This is a genomic window from Paenibacillus sp. Soil750 (assembly GCF_001428045.1).
GTDB lineage: Bacteria > Bacillota > Bacilli > Paenibacillales > NBRC-103111 > Paenibacillus_E > Paenibacillus_E allorhizoplanae.
Genome location: NZ_LMSD01000042.1, coordinates 23457 through 42723, shown reverse-complemented (window position 1 = coordinate 42723; position 19267 = coordinate 23457). Strand labels below are relative to the sequence as shown.

At 47.2% G+C, this 19267-nt stretch carries 7 protein-coding genes; all 7 read left to right on the top strand.

All coding sequences use genetic code 11. From position 1 onward, the window contains the following. Nucleotide 1 precedes the first annotated feature (1 nt). The 7 genes from ASL11_RS31135 (at nucleotide 2) to ASL11_RS31105 (ending at nucleotide 19078) form a co-directional block, all read left to right on the top strand. Nucleotides 2-1534: a sulfatase family protein gene (locus tag ASL11_RS31135; protein ID WP_056623718.1), complete on the top strand. Its 1533-nt coding sequence runs from the start codon at nucleotides 2-4 to the stop codon at nucleotides 1532-1534. 330 nt (nucleotides 1535-1864) lie between these two features. Next, nucleotides 1865-2833 (top strand): ABC transporter permease, encoded by a 969-nt coding sequence (locus ASL11_RS31130; RefSeq protein WP_056623715.1) that lies wholly within the window; start codon nucleotides 1865-1867, stop codon nucleotides 2831-2833. Between the two features lie 56 nt (nucleotides 2834-2889). Then, nucleotides 2890-3756, top strand: a complete 867-nt coding sequence (locus ASL11_RS31125; RefSeq protein ID WP_056623712.1) for a carbohydrate ABC transporter permease — start codon at nucleotides 2890-2892, stop codon at nucleotides 3754-3756. Nucleotides 3757-3828: 72 nt separating this feature from the next. Beyond that, the gene (locus ASL11_RS31120) at nucleotides 3829-6189 is read left to right on the top strand and encodes a helix-turn-helix domain-containing protein (protein WP_056623709.1); all 2361 of its coding nucleotides are present in this window, start codon (nucleotides 3829-3831) and stop codon (nucleotides 6187-6189) included. A 179-nt stretch (nucleotides 6190-6368) separates the two neighbouring features. Next, on the top strand, nucleotides 6369-7925 hold the full coding sequence (locus ASL11_RS31115) for an extracellular solute-binding protein (RefSeq protein ID WP_056623706.1): 1557 nt from the start codon (nucleotides 6369-6371) through the stop codon (nucleotides 7923-7925). Between the two features lie 82 nt (nucleotides 7926-8007). Then, a complete protein-coding gene (locus tag ASL11_RS31110) occupies nucleotides 8008-10176 on the top strand; it encodes a glycoside hydrolase family 88/105 protein (protein WP_056623703.1) in 2169 nt (722 codons plus the stop codon). Between the two features lie 265 nt (nucleotides 10177-10441). Further along, the gene (locus tag ASL11_RS31105; protein ID WP_056623699.1) at nucleotides 10442-19078 is read left to right on the top strand and encodes a cadherin-like beta sandwich domain-containing protein; all 8637 of its coding nucleotides are present in this window, start codon (nucleotides 10442-10444) and stop codon (nucleotides 19076-19078) included. The last annotated feature ends 189 nt before the right edge of the window (nucleotides 19079-19267 follow it).

Below are 19267 nucleotides of genomic sequence, written 5' to 3'. Positions count from 1 at the left end.
TATGCCACACAACACGGAACATGGATTGCCTAAACCTAACATTATTTTTTTCATGACGGATCAGCAGCGCTGGGATTGTATCGGTACATACAACCCACATATCCATACACCGAACATCGACAAGCTGACTGCGCAGGGCATCACTTACAGCGAGGCGGTATGCCAAGCTCCGATGTGTGTGCCGAGTCGCACTTCGATGATGTTTGGTTACTATCCATCGCAGCTCGGGGTACGAACCAATCACGGCGGTTTGTATGATGAGGATAAGCTGCCAAGCGATCCGCTCCCGGAATTGATGCGGCAAGCGGGGTATCAGACCGCAGGGTTCGGGAAAACGCACTGGAATCACGGCGTGAAAACCGCGGTTCCGTCCACGAGAGGCTTCGAGGTGAGGGCCGTCGGTCTGTCCCGTGGCAGTGGACATTACGAAGACGGCGCCGTCATGATGGGGGATGCCGAGCCGGAGGGGCTCGCTGCTTATTATGAAGAAACGAAAGACTACGGCGGCGGCGAAGAAAATTCGAAAGGCTACATCGGCTGCACGAGTCAAGTGCCGACGTCTTGGCACCGTGACGGCTGGGTGGCGGAGCAATGTATGAATTTCATCGACGAGGGGCTGGATGAGTCGCGCCCGCTGTTTCTCTATCTTTCCTTTTTAAAGCCGCATGCCGGCTTCAATGTGCCGAAGGAATTCGAGGATCTCTATGATATTAACGAGATCCCCGATATTCCGCAGCCGCCATGGGAGCTTGAGCAGGATACGCATCTGGCTGCGACGGACGTTGTCAATGAGAGCAGCCAGATCAACTATTGGGAGAAGCGTCATGTCTGGGAAGCGATGACACCGGAGGAACGTAAGCGGACGACGCTTCGCTATTGGGCGAATTGCTCATGGCTTGACGATTACTTAGGCAAGGCTCTGGAGAAGCTGGAGCGGCAAGGGCGGCTGAACAATGCCTTGATCGTCTTCGTCTCCGACCATGGCGAGATGATGGGCGAACGGCAGCACCGCTTCAGCAAATACTGTTTGTACGAGAGCAGCGTCCGTGTGCCGATGGTCTTGGCCGGCAGTTATTTGCCGCAAGTGGCCCATGGGACGGTGGACGATCGTCCGGCTGAGCTGGTGGATCTCGTGCCGACCTTGTCGAAGGTAGCGGGCTTGCTGCGCAATCCGCAGTTGCCCGGACTCGATTTACTGGGCGAGACCAAGCGAATGGGGACTTTCTGCGAATTTCATGGCAAAGGAGCGGAACCACATCATTCGGCTCCTGCCTTGATGTGGAGAAAGCAGGACTACAAGCTGATCGTGTATATGCCAGGCACACTTGGAGAGGCGATTGGCCGAATCGGCGAGTATCAAGGGGAGTTGTACGATCTAGCAGCGGATCCGAATGAATGGCACAATGTGTATGGCGATGAGAAGTATGCGGGGATCCGTGAACGGATGACCGGTGAGCTGCTTATGCATTTGGCCTGCGTTTGGTCGCGCGGCCCGGTCTTTTATGACAGGCACGGGCTTGCGGCGTTGGCGTAATCGAGTTTTCTTGAACGTCTTACATGAAAGAAGGGGCTGTCCCAAGCGTCGATGACGAGGGGGATTGCCCCTTTTCATTTGGACGGGAGCCCATCGTAGAAGAGTGGTAGTCTCCAGTAGTGAGGCCATCTTAGCACGCCATTTTTCCCGTCGTGACGCCATTCTTAGGCCACTGCACAATATTGTCTCAATCGGCAAAATAGTCGCAATCCCCGTTCCACTTGCGACAAAATTGCCATGTACCCAAACAATATTGTCTGATTGTAAACGGTACGAAACTAGTCTAAGTTGATATCATTCGATAACATAACTGGAAAGGGGAATGAGAGGATGGCAATGGTACAACCAGAATCTGCAGCATCCGGCAATTCTGCGAAATCCCGAACTGTGCGCAAGGGAGGTCTTTTACGGGATTTAAGGCGTGACAAATATTTATATGTACTGGCGTTGCCAGGCGTGTTGTTTTTTCTGATTTTCAAATTTGTGCCTATGTGGGGCGTCGTGATTTCATTTCAGAACTTTTCTCCGTTTGCCGGCATTACCGGAAGTGAATGGGTGGGATTCGAGCACTTCGAACGGTTTTTCACCAATCCGGACTTTATGCTGCTCTTCCGCAATACGATGGCGATTAATCTGATGAATCTCGTGCTCTTTTTCCCGCTGCCGATCGTACTCTCGCTTCTCTTGAATGAGTTGCGAAGCGTGTTGTATCAACGGGTGATTCAATCGATCGTGTATATGCCGCATTTCTTGTCGTGGGTCATCATTTCTGGCTTAACGTTCCTGTTGTTTGCCAAGGGAGAAGGTTTGGTCAACAAAATGCTGGAAGGGTTAGGCTTTGCTAGAATCGACTTTTTAACGAATCCCGATACATTCTGGGCTATGCTTACTGTTCAATCCATCTGGAAAGAATGTGGTTGGGGGACGATTCTGTTCCTAGCGGCGATGGCCAGCATTGATCCTGGGGTTTATGAAGCGGCTAAAATTGATGGAGCAGGACGGTTTCGCCAAATGTGGCACATTACGCTTCCGGCGATTCGCACGGTCATCATCACGCTGCTTATATTGCGGCTTGGACATATGTTGGATGTTGGCTTTGAACAGGTATTCCTGATGTACAATGGCGCTGTCTCCCAAGTGGCGGAAGTGTTCGATACGTATGTATACCGGGTCGGTATTCAGCAAGGCGAGTTTAGCTACAGTACCGCTGCTGGTTTGTTTAAATCGATAGTCGGCTTGATATTGGTTGTAATTGCGAATTGGATTTCTAAAAAGATGGGCGAAGAAGGCGTATATTAAATGTCACTTCTTATCGATAAGACGTAGCTATAGCAATGTCCTTAGGAGGGAATTATATGAAAGTAGGGCTGAGCAACCGGTTGTTTAACATAGCAAATATTGCTGTGCTGGGGCTGGTCGGTATCATCACTTTTTTTCCATTGTATTATGTGTTTGTCGTTTCTTTTACCGACCCGACGGAATATCTGAAAGAAAGCTTCGTGCTCTTCCCGAAGACGTGGTCGCTGGAATCGTATAAATTTCTAATGGCGACGGGCGCTTTCCCGAGATCGATCGGTGTGAGCGTCTACGTAACCCTTGTCGGAACGGCACTAAGCTTGGTCGTTACCGCTTCATTGGCGTATACTTTGTCTAGAAAAAGGCTTCGCGGAAGACGATTCGCTCTGCTTGCGATTCTCATCACCATTTTGTTTAATCCCGGTATGATCCCGAACTACATGTTGGTTCGTGAGCTGCACCTGATTGACAGCTTATGGTCGTTGATTTTACCGGCACTTGCCAGTGGCTGGAATGTGATTTTGATGAAAGGCTTTTTTGACAGCATCCCCGCTGAGCTGGAGGAGTCCGCTTCGATGGACGGATGCAACGATCTGTCGACGTTTTTCCGGATCATTTTGCCGCTGTCACTTCCTTCGTTGGCCGCATTCGGATTGTTTTACGCAGTCGCTTACTGGAACCAGTTCTTTAATGCACTGATTTATATTAACGATGCAAGCAAATGGCCGCTTCAGGTTATGCTGCAAAACATTTTGCTCAATGCCAATAATGCGGATCTTCGGATGGATGTTTCTAGTGTTCCGCCTCCATCTGAAACGTTAAAAATGGCAGCAGTGATCGTCGCGACGGTTCCGATTTTGCTGGTTTATCCTTTCTTGCAGAAGCATTTTGCCAAAGGAGCTATGGTAGGCTCGGTCAAGGGGTAGCAGTCTGAGGGGAGGGATTCCAGTCCAAGATGTCGAAGCGTGTAGAATATTAGTGATTGGAAGGTGAACATCTTGGCTGGAATCTTCAATAATGTACTCGGCTATATTCAGAAATATAAATATAACAAGCGGTTTTTCCGTAAGAGCCTTGTCATGATACTTATTATGGCAAGTATTCCCGGGTTAATTATCGGTCTGAGCATTTATTGGATCGCAACGAATAACGTGGAAAAAGAGCTGCAAGGGCTCCACCAGAATCAAATTTCTAACCGGGCAGCCAATATTGACGATCAGCTTGCATTTCTGGAAATGACCGTATCGCACTGGGCGTTCGATTCCAAGTTCGACGAGAAGTTGAAAACGATTAATTTTGCTTATAATTACGATACGGTTCAGGATATGTACCGGACCCTCTTGTCGCTGGAGAGCGCGCATCCTTTTCTACAAAAGGTGGAGTTGTTTCTGGATAAGCCGCGTCCGCTTGTGTTCTCAACAGAACGTTACACATTTCTCAGCAATCAGTCCGACATCGGTAATTATGAGTCCTTGCTCCAGCATGATAAGTCGATGTTCTGGATGTTACGGAAGCCGCAAGGAACAGGTAAACAGGGACTTGCCATTATTAATAAAATCCCCGGCGACAGCACCGAACCCTTCGGTGCTCTTATTGCCACTTTGAATCAGGATAATCTGTTGAAGGTGCTGAAAACCTTGACTCCCTATGATGAGGGGGTCACGATGCTGTTCAACGAGAAAGACGAATGGAATTTATCAAGCAGTGGAGCCGGAGGATCGGAATTGGATCTCGCGCTCAAAGAGGCTTACGCGAAGCATCAAATGGAGCTTGGCGAAGCGGCCGTAAAAGATGCGAAACCAGAATCGTTTCTATTTGACTACAACAAGATTTCGTACTCGGTTTCTTACGGTCATTTTAATAGGTTGGGTCAAAAATGGGTCTATATCTCTGCTGCGCCGCTATCGTCCATTACCGCGCCAGTCATTGCTATTTCCAAATGGATCTTGGTGATTAGCGTTTCAGGGTTGCTTTTTGCACTGCTGCTTTCGTGGTTCGTATCCCGCCGGATCTATCATCCCGTACAGCGTCTGATGACTTTGCTGTCTGGCGAAAAGAACGATGAGGTGAAAGACGAATTCGCCATGATTGAGAAGCATTGGCAGCATATGTCCAAGGAATCAGAAACGATGCGTCATAAGCTTGAGGAGCAAATGCCGCTTTTGCGTGAAGGCTTCTTCCTGCAACTGGCGCAGGGTTACTTGATTTCCCTGCAAGAGAGCGATATGAAGGAACGGATGAAGCGCTATGGCTGGGAAACGGAGGATCGTCAATTTGTTGCGTTGGTGTTTCAATTGACGGGTTTCGCAAACCTAGAGGGAAGGTTCTCTCAAGGGGATGAGAGCCTTGTAACTTTCGCCGCGTCCAACATTATCGATGAGTTGATTAGGAGCCAATATGAGCAGGCAGAGATTATTAATTTCCACAATTTTTCAATTGGCGTCCTGCTCTCCTTTCCGTTATCTCATCCGTCGACATGGCTTGAGGACGATTTGGAGCAGGTGTGCCAAGAGATCATTCGGGCCATTAACCGGATTCTAAAAATGCAGGTTACGATATCGGTCAGTAAATGGGTACACAACGTGAAACAAATTCCACATTTGTTCGAGGAAGTGAAGCAAGCGTTGGTCTATCGGGATCTGCTCGATGAGAATCAGATTATTAAGACGGAACAGCTTTCCAAGTTAAACGTTTATAAGGAAACGGGCTATCCCTTCACCTTGGATAAAGAAATTATTAATGCGATCCGCAACGGCCAGGAGTCGGGTGCCATCGATCTCATCGCTCAGTTCATGAAGGAGTTGGCTGCCAATGGTTCTACGGAATTCATGCTTCAGCAAGGCATGCTTCAGCTTCTAGGAAGCATCCGATACGCATCCCTGCAGTCCGGGATGAATCCGGTGCAGTTGTTCGGCAGCGTGAACTTGTTCGAGCAGTTGGCGCAGATTAAAGAGCCAGAAGAAATGCTCAAGTGGTTCCAGCACAAAGTGATCGGTGTTTTCGTGCAGGAGATGATTTCTAGGCAGGATTATCACTTCAAACAAATCATTGAACAGGTCATCGTTCATTTGCGCGAGCAGTACATGACGCCACTGTCGTTGGAATCGTGCGCAGATTTATTTGGCACCAGTCCATATACATTAAGCCGGGCGTTCAAGCAGATTACAGGCATTAATTTCATCGATTTCTTGACGAACATTCGAATTAGCAACGCCAAGTCGCTGCTCATTGAAACGGATATGAAAATCAATGAAGTCGCCGATGCCATCGGATATCAGCACAGTTATTTTAACCGGCTATTTAAAAAGTACGAAGGCATTACACCAAGTCAGTTTCGCGAGCTAAACCGCACGGAATAAGGGTTTTCTTGCTTTATACATCGATGTGCAAGTTGCAAGATAGTCCTAAACCTGCTGAAATGGCCGTACAAAAAAGTCCGATTGTCGATCAAAGCGGAATGTACTAATGTCTTCCTTGTGCTCTGTTGGAGCGATGGATACGAAGAAGTTCAGAAGTTCATAACAAGGGAGGATCACTCATGAAAGTAAGAAAAAACAAAAAAGTTGTCCTAGGTTCTATGGTTCTTATGTTGGCACTTTCTAGTCTCGTTGCAGCATGCGGAAATAAGAGCACGACAGGAAGCAGCGCAGCAGGTGGAAATGAAGCACCGCTAGACGTTAGCATCATGACGATCTTGCTTACGCCATCTCCTGCAGCAGATGACAACAAGATTAAGCAGGAGATTGAGAAAGCCACGAACTCCAAAATGAAAATTCAATGGGTGTCTGGCAACAACTATACAGATAAGCTGAACGTGACACTGGCTTCCGGCGATATTCCGGATTTGATTACGATTAACGATCCGTTCACTCCAGTTTTTCGCAACGCGGTAACGCAAGGTGCTTTCTGGGATTTGACGCCCTATATTAAGGACTATCCGAACTTGAGTTCCAAAGTTTCCAAAACGGCTTGGGATTTGACTAAAATGCAGGATGGCAAAAATTACGGCATTCCGCGTCCTCGTCCAGCTGAAGCTGATTCCTTCTTCATTATTCGCAAGGACTGGCTCGACAATCTGGGCCTTAAGGTGCCAACAACAACCGATGAGCTGTACGACGTTATGAAAGCCTTTGCGGAGAAAGACCCGGATAAGAACGGCAAAAACGATACGACTCCGCTCGCAGCCTTTATGACACCTCCCGCTGATATGGGAACGCTGGCAACAATCGAGAACAGCTTTACCGGCGCGAATGTGAAAAACGACAAGTGGAAACTGGTTGACGGCAAAATTGTAAATACCGCGCTGCTACCGGAAACTCGCAAGTCCATTGAATATTTGACTAAAATGTACAAAGACAAGCTGCTTCCGGAAGACTTCGCATCATTGAAGCTTTCCCAGGCCTCCGATCTGTTTAACGGTGGTAAAGCAGGCATCATCATGGATAAAGCTGGTACGATGAATGATCACTATGAACTACTTAAAAAAATCGATCCGAATATGAAGCCGACTGACTTCTATCCATTAACCAACATGAATGGGTACAATCCGAAAGGTCCTGGTTTTTCCGGGATGGTTTCTATTCCGAAATCCGTGCCTGAAGCCAAAATGAAACGCATCTTGAAAATGGTAGATACGTGGATGAATGACGATGTATTCGCGATTCAGCAATATGGAATCGAAGGTGTGGATCACACGGTCAAGGATGGTCAGAAAGTGATCAACACTGAGCAGTTGGCGAAGGATAACGGTCCTGATTTTAACCAAATCGTCTATGTCGCGGATCCATATGCGAGCTCTACAAAGGTATATTTCCCGAAAGATGCCAACGATTTGTTCATGAAAATTCAAGACGAGCGTGCCAAAACAAGTGTCGCCGATATCAGTATCGGTCTCTACTCGCCAACGGCGCAAAAGCTGCTGCCTGAATTTGAGAAAAAAGTCCAAGATTTGAAAACGAAGATTATTCTAGGCCGTGAGCCGATTACTGCGTGGGACGATTTCGTTACCAAAGCGAAAGCAGATGCAGATTTGGCGAAAATGAGCCAAGAAATGACGGAAGCTTATCAAAAACGCAGCGGCGGCGCTGCAAAATAAGAATTTGTTGTGTGAAAAGCATGATGGTAAGGGGCGGAGAGACTCCGCCTCTTTATTTATTGGAACAGGAGAGGAAGAAATCATGACGGAGCGTTACATCGACATCAACGAAAGCATTTTTACGAAATGCGGAGACCGCGTAAGCGAAATTTTAGCTACAGTATCTGACCGATATGTAGGAAACAACCCGCCTCATCCGATGGCATACCGGGCTTTTTGTGCCAATGGGATTAGAAAGAACCACGATTACAGTTATGATTTTAATTTCGTAAAACGTTTCCCCGAGCTGCAGAACGGACAGATCGTCTATGCGTGGTCGCAATATTGGAGTGATGTGGACACACCGCTCAATTTCATCTTGCATTGCTATGGTCCGCTCATTTTGTTTGCGAACGGGCAGCCCATTTACAAAGCGAATATCGCAGATGAACTAAATCCGAAACGAAGAACAGTCGTTACTATTCCAATGCATAAGGGCTGGAATCACTTGGTGTTCCAGTTTACCAAAACAGAAGCGGGCAGCGGAGGCTCTCTTGGGCCAGGTTCGTATAAGAGTAATCCCGTGCATTTCCTGGCACCTTCACCCGAGCGATTCGGCCACGAAGGTTGGATCTACTCTGCGCCGCAGGATCATGTGTGGAGCGAGCTCCCCGGCGAGGGAAGTACGGAAGCTGATCGTGTTTGGTATCCGGAACTGGTGTGGAACGATGACGAGAAGGCGAGAACCTCTGTTGCACGCATCTTCGGAGAACTGAACGGCAGGTATGCAATCGCTTGGACGAAGCTGCGTTCATTCTCGCCTAAACTACGAAATGTTGAATTAAGTGGTTATGCGGAAGGAAGTATTGCGATTTATGTGGATGGGGAACTGCAAACCCGCATCGACCAAGCAGGCGCTTTCCGTGCTAATCTGCAGTTAGCGTACGGCGAGCATAACCTTGTCATCCAATGCTTTGGTGCGAACGGGAGTGTAGGCTTTCGTCTGGATCCGCTTTCGGTTGGCGTTCAGCTTGTGGAACCATATCCTGTACATGGGGCTAAGGACGCTTGGCTATATTTGGGTCCGTTCCTTGCAGGTGAATCCATCCCTGATGTTGAGAATTCGCTCCTTGCCTTGGTGGAGACGCAGGAGGGCGGAACGTTCTGGCGGCTGGATCAGCCGAACACGTGGGTACGACCGTTCACGGAGAATGCGTTGTTCGGCAAGTGGAACTATCCGCTTGGCGTAACGCTGTATGGGATGCTCCAGACCGGAAAGCTGCTTGGTCGCGACGATTTGCTGCAGTATGTGTATAAGCATATTGAAACATGCACGCGGCTGTACACTTATGCCAATTGGGACAAAGCGCAATATGGCGCTTCGGGTGTGTTGAACACACTGGCGACGCTGGATAGCTTGGATGACTGCGGCTCGTTCGGTGCAACGATGCTGCTAGCGCTGCAAAATCATCCGCTTCAAGGCGCTGAGCGGATTGCTGATGTAATCGCGGATTATATTAGCAACAGACAGGATCGGCTGCCTGACGGTTCCCTGTACCGGAAGCCGAAGCATGTCGATTTCCCGAATGCGACGTTGTGGTGCGACGACTTGTACATGAGTGTGCCGTACTTATGCCGCAGCTACCAACAGACTGGTGAAATTAGTTATCTGGAGGATGCAGCCAACCAATTCATCCAGTTCAAGAAAAAATTGTACATTCCTGAGCTGCAAATCATGTCTCACGTCTATGACTTCGGTATCGACAAGCCCACGAAGATTGCTTGGGGCCGCGGCAATGGGTGGGTCATTTTTTCCTTATCGGAATTGCTGGCTGTGCTGCCGGAAAGTCATGAGCAGCGCGGCGAACTGCTGCAGTTCTTTAATGAATTGAGCGAAGGCTACTTGCGCCTGCAAGGGGGGAACGGCTTGTGGCACCAAGTGCTGACAGAGCCGACTTCGTATGAGGAAACCTCGTGCACCTCGATGTTTTTGTATGCTTATGCTCGCGGTGTAAGGTATGGCTGGATCACAGATACAGAGAAGTATATCGCAGCGATTCATAAGGGCTGGAACGGCATGGCCCGCATCTCCATCGATAAATTCGGCAATGTGTACGGTGTGTGCCGCGGTTCGGGCTACTCGTACAGTGTTGGTTATTATAAGGATGATCTGTCATGGCTGCTTAACGATACGCATGGTATTGGTATTGTTTTGCTTGCTGGCATTGAAGTGCTGCAGCTGGAACGCCATTTGGTAGCAGGGAAGGTCTAGGTAAAACTGAATATACGATAAGTGAAGCTGGCCTTACGAGAAATCGTGGGGCTAGTTTTTATTTCTAGTCAAGGTAAATAGCAGGAGACCTTTGAACAAACCTAGATTCCATCTTGTTCATTTTTTGTTTATCCGACATTTGTATAATAATCCCGATTACTGTCGAAAAGTTTCGTGAAGTTAGGACTAGAGGCCGGGGGTTGGTAGGTCTATAAGCTGCTATGCCTACGGATACTGTTGATGAAAACTAGGAAAAGAGGGATGAATGTTGAATAGACGTCGGAAAGCCGGATGGGCCAAACTATTAATTGCTGCATTGCTATTCCAGTACATACCGTTTCTATACGGCGGTTCGAGTGTAGCTCAAGCTAAAGATGTGGCTCCCGGGACTAACACAGTGCTGCAGAATACATACGGTCCTGCAACCAAAATTACGGATTATACTTGGCAGAGAGTAACAACGAATCTTTCACCTGGTGCAAGACAGGGTGCAGCCATGATCTTTGATGAGATGGCTGAGAATGTGGTCATGTTCGGAGGTCAGAGTAACAGTGGCCTTTTCGATGAGACTTGGATATGGGATGGCTATGAGAAAACTTGGCGGGAAGAATTGCATCTTGCTTCCTCTCCGTCCAAACGCAAAGGCGCAGCCATGGCTTATGATCCATCCACTGGAAAAGTTCTTCTATTCGGAGGCGAGGGTCAGTCCGGAGCGTTGCTAGGTGATACTTGGCTGTGGGATGGCATGGATGCCAAGTGGGAGCAAGTTCAAGGGCTTACGGACTCCCCGATAGCTCGCGGAGGCGCTCAGCTTGCCTATAACGGCGATCAGTTGGTTCTGTTCGGCGGATATTCAGGCAGCGGAAGTTCTAAGCATCTTCAGGACGATACTTGGCTGTGGAATGGAACTGGCTGGACTCAGGCTACGCCTGATGATAAGCCACCTGCAGCGTATGGCGGGCAAATGGCTTTTGACGGCCAAACGGCAGTGCTTTACGGTGGGAACAAAGGCCAAATCACTGCGTCCTACACAGGTACCGCTACAAAAGAAACGAAGACGATCACGCATGATGATAGCTCTCCGTTATTATGGAAATGGAACCGGGAAGCAAAGAACTGGAGTTCGATAGCTGGTCCAGAAGCTTATGGTCGATGGGGACAGGCAATGGCCTATGATGGGCGTCGAATTGTCTTCTTTGGTGGAGAACGAGACTATGTACATGATAACAATGCGGTATTGGTTGAAAAATTAAAACTGCCATCCAGCACATACCCTCCGACGAGAGGGAGTATGGCTTATGGATGGAATGGAAGTAAGTGGGAAACTTCTCCATTAAAATTCTCCACCGGAGTTATGTATAAAAGTAATATGGACGATAAGGGAAAGGTTTATGAGGTCCAGGGGCAACCCAATCAGGTGCCTTTCCCATTAACCAATGCGAACATAGCGTTCGATGGTAAAAATTTTGTCATGTTTGGTGGAAATCGCGACGAAATTATGATCATGGATAAAGTTTTCGGCTCTAAAGTCGGTGCTGAGCCTGCAGCGATTATGAACGAAACTTGGTTGTTCGGGTATACACCTCCGACAGCGCCAGGTGTTAAGCTTACGGTGGATCCGATTCTTCAGTTTGATCTCAAGCATATCGATGATATTGTCAGTGTGATTACAAATGTCTATGATGATGGAACAAAAGACATTACTGCACGAGGGGTCGAGTATCGAGAGTACTCAGATAAGGGCGATAATAATTGGGTTCGAGTACCGTACACAGGTACAGAAGAAGGAACAAGCTCATTTACTGTTGTTCTAAAAGGCCTTACGTGGCATAAAGAATATGAAACACGTGGCTATGCAACGAATATCATTGGTACAAGCTACACAGATATAAGACGATTTATCATGAAAGATGATCCGAACATGTTAAAACCGGATGTTGATTATGACCGTGTAGGCGCTTCGGTTCTGCATGTGAAAGACAAGAAACGATTGGTTGCAGTCGGTACGGGTATTCCTAATTTGCTTCGTAAGCCTTTAGCCGATATTCATTACTATTTACAAAGTAAGGACGGCACCAAATATACACTTTCTTACAATGTCATTAATGAACGTCAGTTAGAATTGACATGGAAGGATGAATTGCCACCGGGCAAATATGATGTACACCTGGAGCATGATTTCTATGAAGATTATGTATATACGGAAGGTTTGATGATAACAGCACAAGACTTCTACAAACCAAGAAACTTCGCTAGAGTAGATGTGCCAAGCACGTCTGCTAGCAACGAGGCAAACAGTCTTGGTCTGCAAGGGCCGTTCACGGAGAATCCGGATACGGCTGGTCTCTATACACTTAATGACACTACCGAACCGGTAATCATTAATGACTCGGTCATGTTCAAGGGAACCAGCCTTACTGTGGACAAAAGAGTAAATCCAGCGACAATAACCGGCGATGGCCGCTTATATGTCAACGGCGGTGGAGCACTCGGTTCGAATGTGTCTTACACGATTCATGAGGGGCCTTTTACCATCACGTCAGACAAGTTCGCTTTGGATTTGAGCAGCTCGCAAGCGACGGACTACTTGAACATGGATATGCCGGTCAAGGCAAGCTCGTTTATTTTTACAAAGGACGGCCTGCGTCTAACTGGTGATCTGGAAATCGGTTTGCAAGTAGGAACTCAAAAAGTTAAGGAAACGGTGCCGTTTGAAGGCCTGCAATTCCGTAACAACCGCTTCGATTTGTCGGGTACCTACACGATGAAGAATAGCTTTCAGGTGGGCCCAATCAAAGCAAGTGATACTAAATTCGTTGTGGAAAGCCGCATTCCTTATGTCGGTGTTCAGGGAACAGGCAGCTTGCCAGATACGAACTTAAGCTTCGATTTGAATATGAAAACCAAACAAGGACGTTTGGATGGCGTAAGTTTTGGGATGTACAAGAAAGTGAAGCTTGCTTCGACAGGTCTACAAGTCAATTATCTATTCGGTAATGTGGACAAACTTGCAGAGAAGTCGCAGATTCCTCAGAAGTTCAGTGTCACTGGATCTGTGAATGATCTCATTGTCCCTGAACTGAAGCATCCGCAGGCCAATTACAAGTTTAATCTAATCGGTACCGATTCCATTGATATGAATCTATCGAACTACGGCTTTAATGGCAGTGGAATTGAATACTACTATTGGCTGCCAGTGAAAAACATGGACATGCAAACAGTAGTGAATCCAGCAACCGCTGGAATCAAAGGATTTTCTGCACCGGGCTTTGCAACGAAAGGCGACATCAACCTTTTTGAAGTCGTCAAAGGAGCAATTGGCACGTACTCTTTTAATCAAAAGGGATTCAACGGTGCTATTAAAGGAACGGTTTATGTTCCCAAAGGGATTCCGCGTATTGGTGGAGCGACGGTGAGTAACGTTGCACTTAGTGTAAATGAAAAAGGCATTAGTGGTACTTTCAGACATAACGGGGTAGGCGCTAATCTGAAGTATACGTTCAATAACAATACCATTCTGTTCGAAGTGGAAGCAGAGCCGCCTAAGAAGTCTTGGTGGGAAAAGGGTCTGGATTTCGTGAACAGTGTTTCTGATTTTATGGACGCAGCAGAACCATGGCTGGACATTGCGGAAGAATTGTTCCTAAGGAATACAGATTCGGGCAAAACGGTGAATGATGTTAGAATTGCTGCTGCCAATCCGCTGAAGCGAGTCTTTGATCTAACACCGGTTAGTTTGTCTTTCCAACCGGATGAGTCAGTTCATATCGATGCGAAAGCGCGCATTGTGAATGGACAACTTACGTCAGTGGATCAAACACCTCTGATCACAACAGAAACAAATGCTTCAAGCGGGAAGTCGACAGCTACTTTTACGGTAGATCGTTCCTACACGGCACTTATTGCCTTAAAAGGAGATCAACGAACTGCTGCACTGAAAAGTACTGCATCTAAGCAAAGTTATGAGCAGACTATGTATCCAGAAATCAGCTATGATGCTGACAGCCAAATGACATATATGCGTGTAGCGTTGTTTGCAGGCAAATGGAGTCTGACAACAAGCGGTAATAGTCATATCCAAGTGAATGAACTGTTATTTGCCAGCGAGTCGATGAAGTTGGATGAATTGGCGAAGCTGTGGTCGCAGACACCAGATCGCTCGGTTACTTCTCTTACAGTGAAAGAGCGTGGAAGCTACATCCTTAAAGTTGGTGAAGCTCAAGGTGATATTATTGTGTACAAGCCAGATGGACGTCCTTATAGTCTACAGACGGCACAGAACGAACCAGATTGGAATGCTTTCGAAGATAAGGGTTACGTGTACACGTTGGTGGATGCGGTTGAGGCAGGAACTTGGATGATCAGCGCAGGCACAAGTCCAAGTGCCGTATTAAACAGTGTTCCGTCCAAAACGAAAATAGAGGATGTTCAGCAGTGGGTGCAGGATCAAGTTTATCCTACCGTGTTTGACATGACTCAAACAGATAATGGCCAAGCGATCGTAGAGATTTATGGCGCAAATGAACAGACAAAACTGTATACGCCAAAAGGTGATCTTTACAAGCTTCAACCAAATGCGGATTTGCCAGGAATGAATGTTCTGTATGACGAATCGCAGCAGAAGAAAACGATTTTCCTAGATGATGTTGATTTGAAGGGACAGTGGAAAGTTGTAAGCAGCAGTCATACAAGTGTTGTTGCCTACAAGTCAACTAGGAAGTTCAAGTCCATTAAACCATTGGCGATGGAAGGCCGATTCAGCAAATATCTCGAAATCGCCGAGAATGGCAATTACATGCTAACGGTTAGCGACGGCAATGCCAATACTGTCATTACAGCGCCTGACGGTTCGCCGTACACACTGAACTTCGATGCTCCTGATGGCAACGCCTATTTACAACCGGCGTCAGATCGAGTATCAAGTACAAACTCAAGCGGAGATCCGCTCCAACAGACGAAGATCTCGACACCAAATCCAGTGAATGACGGCAGGGATACACTATATGTTTCGCTGTTGAATGCGCCAGCTGGCAAATGGATGATTCAAAATGCTACAAAAGTTGATCTGCAAATTCAAAAATTAATTCCTCTGCCTGAGATTAAAGCTTCAGTAAATGCTGTAGCTGGCGTGGAAAATCGTATTCAAGTAACGTGGTCTATGGAGAATGCATCGTCTGATGCGCAAGTAACCATGATGTTAACAGACAGTGCTGATCAATGGGTTGGAGAAGTTATTCAAAGCAGTTTGCCATCATCCGGCAGTAAAGCTATTGATCTTCCGACTTCCTTGCTGCCTGGAACTTATTATCTTTCTGTTGTAGGAGAAAGTGCAGATCAAGCACCAATCCATGCTATTACGGATGCAACTGTAGAGGTGACTGCTCCTATTTCGCTGGATACACCTGAGCAACCTGAGGTTCTTTCTACTGGGAATGGAGAAATATCCTTGCGCTGGGCTTCTATTGCAGGAGATGTGACAGCTTATCGCATTTGGGCTAGTGAAAGCACGAGTGGTAAAGCTGCAGTTCCAATCATGGATCTGCTACCTCAAGTGGGAAGTGAGCAGAATGCTGTTATTACCGAGTTAACTTCTGGTAAAAAATATGATATCTTTGTCTCAGCTATTGGTCATGAGCAAGGACGTATTGTGCTTAGTCCAATGTCTACGAGTGTGTTGACAGATTTGCCAGTTCCACAACCGCCAACGTTATCAGTGGCGATTGATGCAGGTGGAAAAGCAGTCATTGAACAAGCGTATACGTCATATGACGGAAATAAAGAGAAGCTAATGCTTACAACAGCTGTAAAAGCCTCCTTGAAGGTGACTGCTGATCAAGACGCAACTGTGACTTTATTCGTAAACGGACAGCAGCTCGGCAGCCATGAGCAAGTAACAGCAGGAGGAACTGCCACATTTGTTCTGCAAGATCTGCTTGGAGTTGCCGTATTGGAAGAACGGGAATATAACGTGTTGGTTGAATCTGTGAATGTGCGCGGTGACCGCTCTACGGCATACCGCAAGTTGTTCATTGACCGCACAGGACCGATGTTGATCGCTTCCGGAGGCAATGATGCTCAGAGCAACCCGATTTCACTGAATGGTATTGTCACAGATATCAGCAGAATGTATATAACCGGCCAAACAGATGCGGGAGCTAAACTTGTTGTTAATGGTACGAATGTTCCATTGGATGATAAAGGGAAATTCTATTATTACGCACCATTGGCGTGGGGAGATTCGACGGATCGCGTAAAGATGACGATGACGGCTACTGATGGAGTTGGCAACAAAACCGAGTATGGATTTGAAATCATCCGAGGTATACCTGAAGCGATTCCGGCAACCCCTAGCGATCTTGCGGCACTGACAACGGGCAATGCACAGATGAGTGCTCCGTATCAATTCGGTACAACTGCTTATCAAGCAGTAGCTTATTCAGACAATGTTCGTGTATATGCAGTTCCGATGGCGGCTACTTCGGTCGTGACGATCGACGGCACGACAGTTCCTGAGAGCGGTTATGTCGATGTCGCAGTACCTGTTATTGGGAAATCGGTATCCATCAAAGTTCGTTCTGCTAGCGCAGGTGATAAGTTCTACACACTTACTCTTGATGGAACGGGTTCCAAAGAAGCCCTATTGACGTCATTGAAGTTGAATAATGCCACGGCTTCGCAACCGGGAGATGTACTTCCGGCGAAAGTCTTCACAGGGACGGAAGAAAACTATGCCGTTTATGTGGATAATACCGTGGACACAGTAACCTTGACACCTGGTGCTATGAAAGCCGGTTCAGGTATTAAAGTGAAAGGTCAATCCGTTCAGGGCGGGCAATCTTCTCAGACGATTCAGCTGCAAGTTGGCGAGAATCAAGTCCCTGTGGTTGTGACCTCACCAGACGGATCGGAAACACGCAACTACCAAGTAACTGTAGTTCGAGAACTAAGTGGTAATGCACAACTGCAAAGCTTGGGACTTGCTACTGACGGAGCTCAGTTGTTAACTGACTTCAACCCGACAGTAGCAAATTATGAGGTTCTTGTACCTTATACAGCTGGTGAGTTTAAGCTTCTACCAGTTGCTGCAAAATCGGATACAGTCATCTACATCAATGGTCAAAAGGTAACGAACGGAACAGTCTTGTCACTTCCATTTACGAAGGATGCACAATCCTTTACTATTAAGGTGGAAGCTCAAGACGGTACCGCACTCACCTATATTGTATCTGTATTGCGTAAGCAGACAGTGCCTGGTCAGCCACCATTATTGGCGAGTTTGCAGGCAGATACCATCTTGGACGGTGCTTTTACGCCATACAAGCTTAAATACGGAACGATTGCACCAACCGAAAGCTCCAACGTGGCAATCAAGGCGATTACCAATGATCCAGAGGCGACAGTAAGGGTGCGGAATGTAAAAATTAAAGGCGGTGGCACCTTTACACCTGCTATAGGAATTGGAAGCAATACCATAATCGTCAATGTGGAATCAGCCGATCTGATGTCTTCACAGACGTATTCCATCGACGTAAAACGTGTAGAGGAATCAAGTACTGGCCCTAAGGTTCGCCAAACGACGGTTGCAGGAAGTTCCGGAGGTTGGACATTCGAAACCAACATCCTGAGGACCCAATCGTCAGAAGGTAAAGCGCTTGATACGGTGAAATTGAATACTACAGATGCACGTAAGATCTTGGAAAAGGCTGCAGAGAATAAGGATCATATTGCTCGCATCTATGTAACGGACTTGCCAGAAGATCCTGCAGATGAGCGAATTGTCAGCTTAAATGCCGAAACGGTAAGCTTGCTTGCAGATGGAGGAATGGCGCTGCAGTTGGTGCTGCCTGATGGGCAGATCACCGTATCCGTAGAGTCCCTACAGCAAATGGACAAAGACGGAAAAGATGCCTACTTCCGAATTGTTCCGGTCCGTGCAGAGGCTGAGCGCAGTGAAGTAACAACACGCGTGAAAGCTGCTGAGCTTGTGCTCAAAGATGCAGGAGGTCGATCGATTACCATAATTGGTCAACCGGTTAAGATTGAAACCAACTATTTGGGATACAAGACGGAAGTCGTGTTCCCACTGAATAACTTGAGTTTGCCAGAAAACGCAGCAGCGGCCAAACAAGTACTGGATGGGCTTGCTGTGTACATTGAACATAGCGACGGCGAAAAAGTGCTTAAGCAAGGAGAAATCCGTTATGATGCGGATGGCAAACCAATCGGTATTGCTATTGAGATCAGTAAATTCAGTACATTTACCATTATTCAGAAAAATGGAGCGGGAGCGCTGAAACCTTATTTGTCCGGTTATCCAGACGGCACATTCCACCCATCGCAAGCCATTACGCGTGCGGAATTGGCGACAATTTTGAATCGTATTGGCGCTGCTAAGTCCAACAATACATCGGTTTCGGCACAACCTAGTGGTTATCCGGACGTTGCCAAAGGACATTGGGCTGCAGAAGCTATTGCCAATATGCAGCGCGCAGGAGTGATGCTCGGAGATGATACCGGCTTCCGCCCTAATGATGCGATTACTCGCGGCGAGATTGCCAACATTGCTGCTAGACTGCTTCAAGTTGGAGCAACTGGAAACACTTCTTATGCAGGTTTCAGCGATACGCAAGAGCACTGGGCTTTTGAAGCGATTAAGCAAGCTTCGCAAGCAGGCATTTTGCAGGGCTATTCCGACGGCACCTTCCTGCCGAATAATCAATTGAATCGTGCGGAAGCAGTAACGATATTAAACCGATTGTTCGGGCGGCCGACAGCCGACGTTAAGTCATCAAGCTGGCCGGACGTTCCGCAAGAACATTGGGCACTTCGGGAAATTGAATCAGCCTCGGGCACTGTACAAGTGTTGTCTGATGGCAGTGTTTATGTGGTACCTAATCATTAATAAGTTTTAAACATGACAGCCAATGAGCTGGTCATACCCTTGTCAAGTAGACAGATGAAAAAAGCTATGCTGTGAGCGCGTGCCGATACTCAATTGGCGCGCGCTTTTAAGTTTGAAGCGGTTTTATTTTCATTTTAAGCCGCATACCGAATAGGAATTCACGATGACAACAACGAAATAGTTTATATC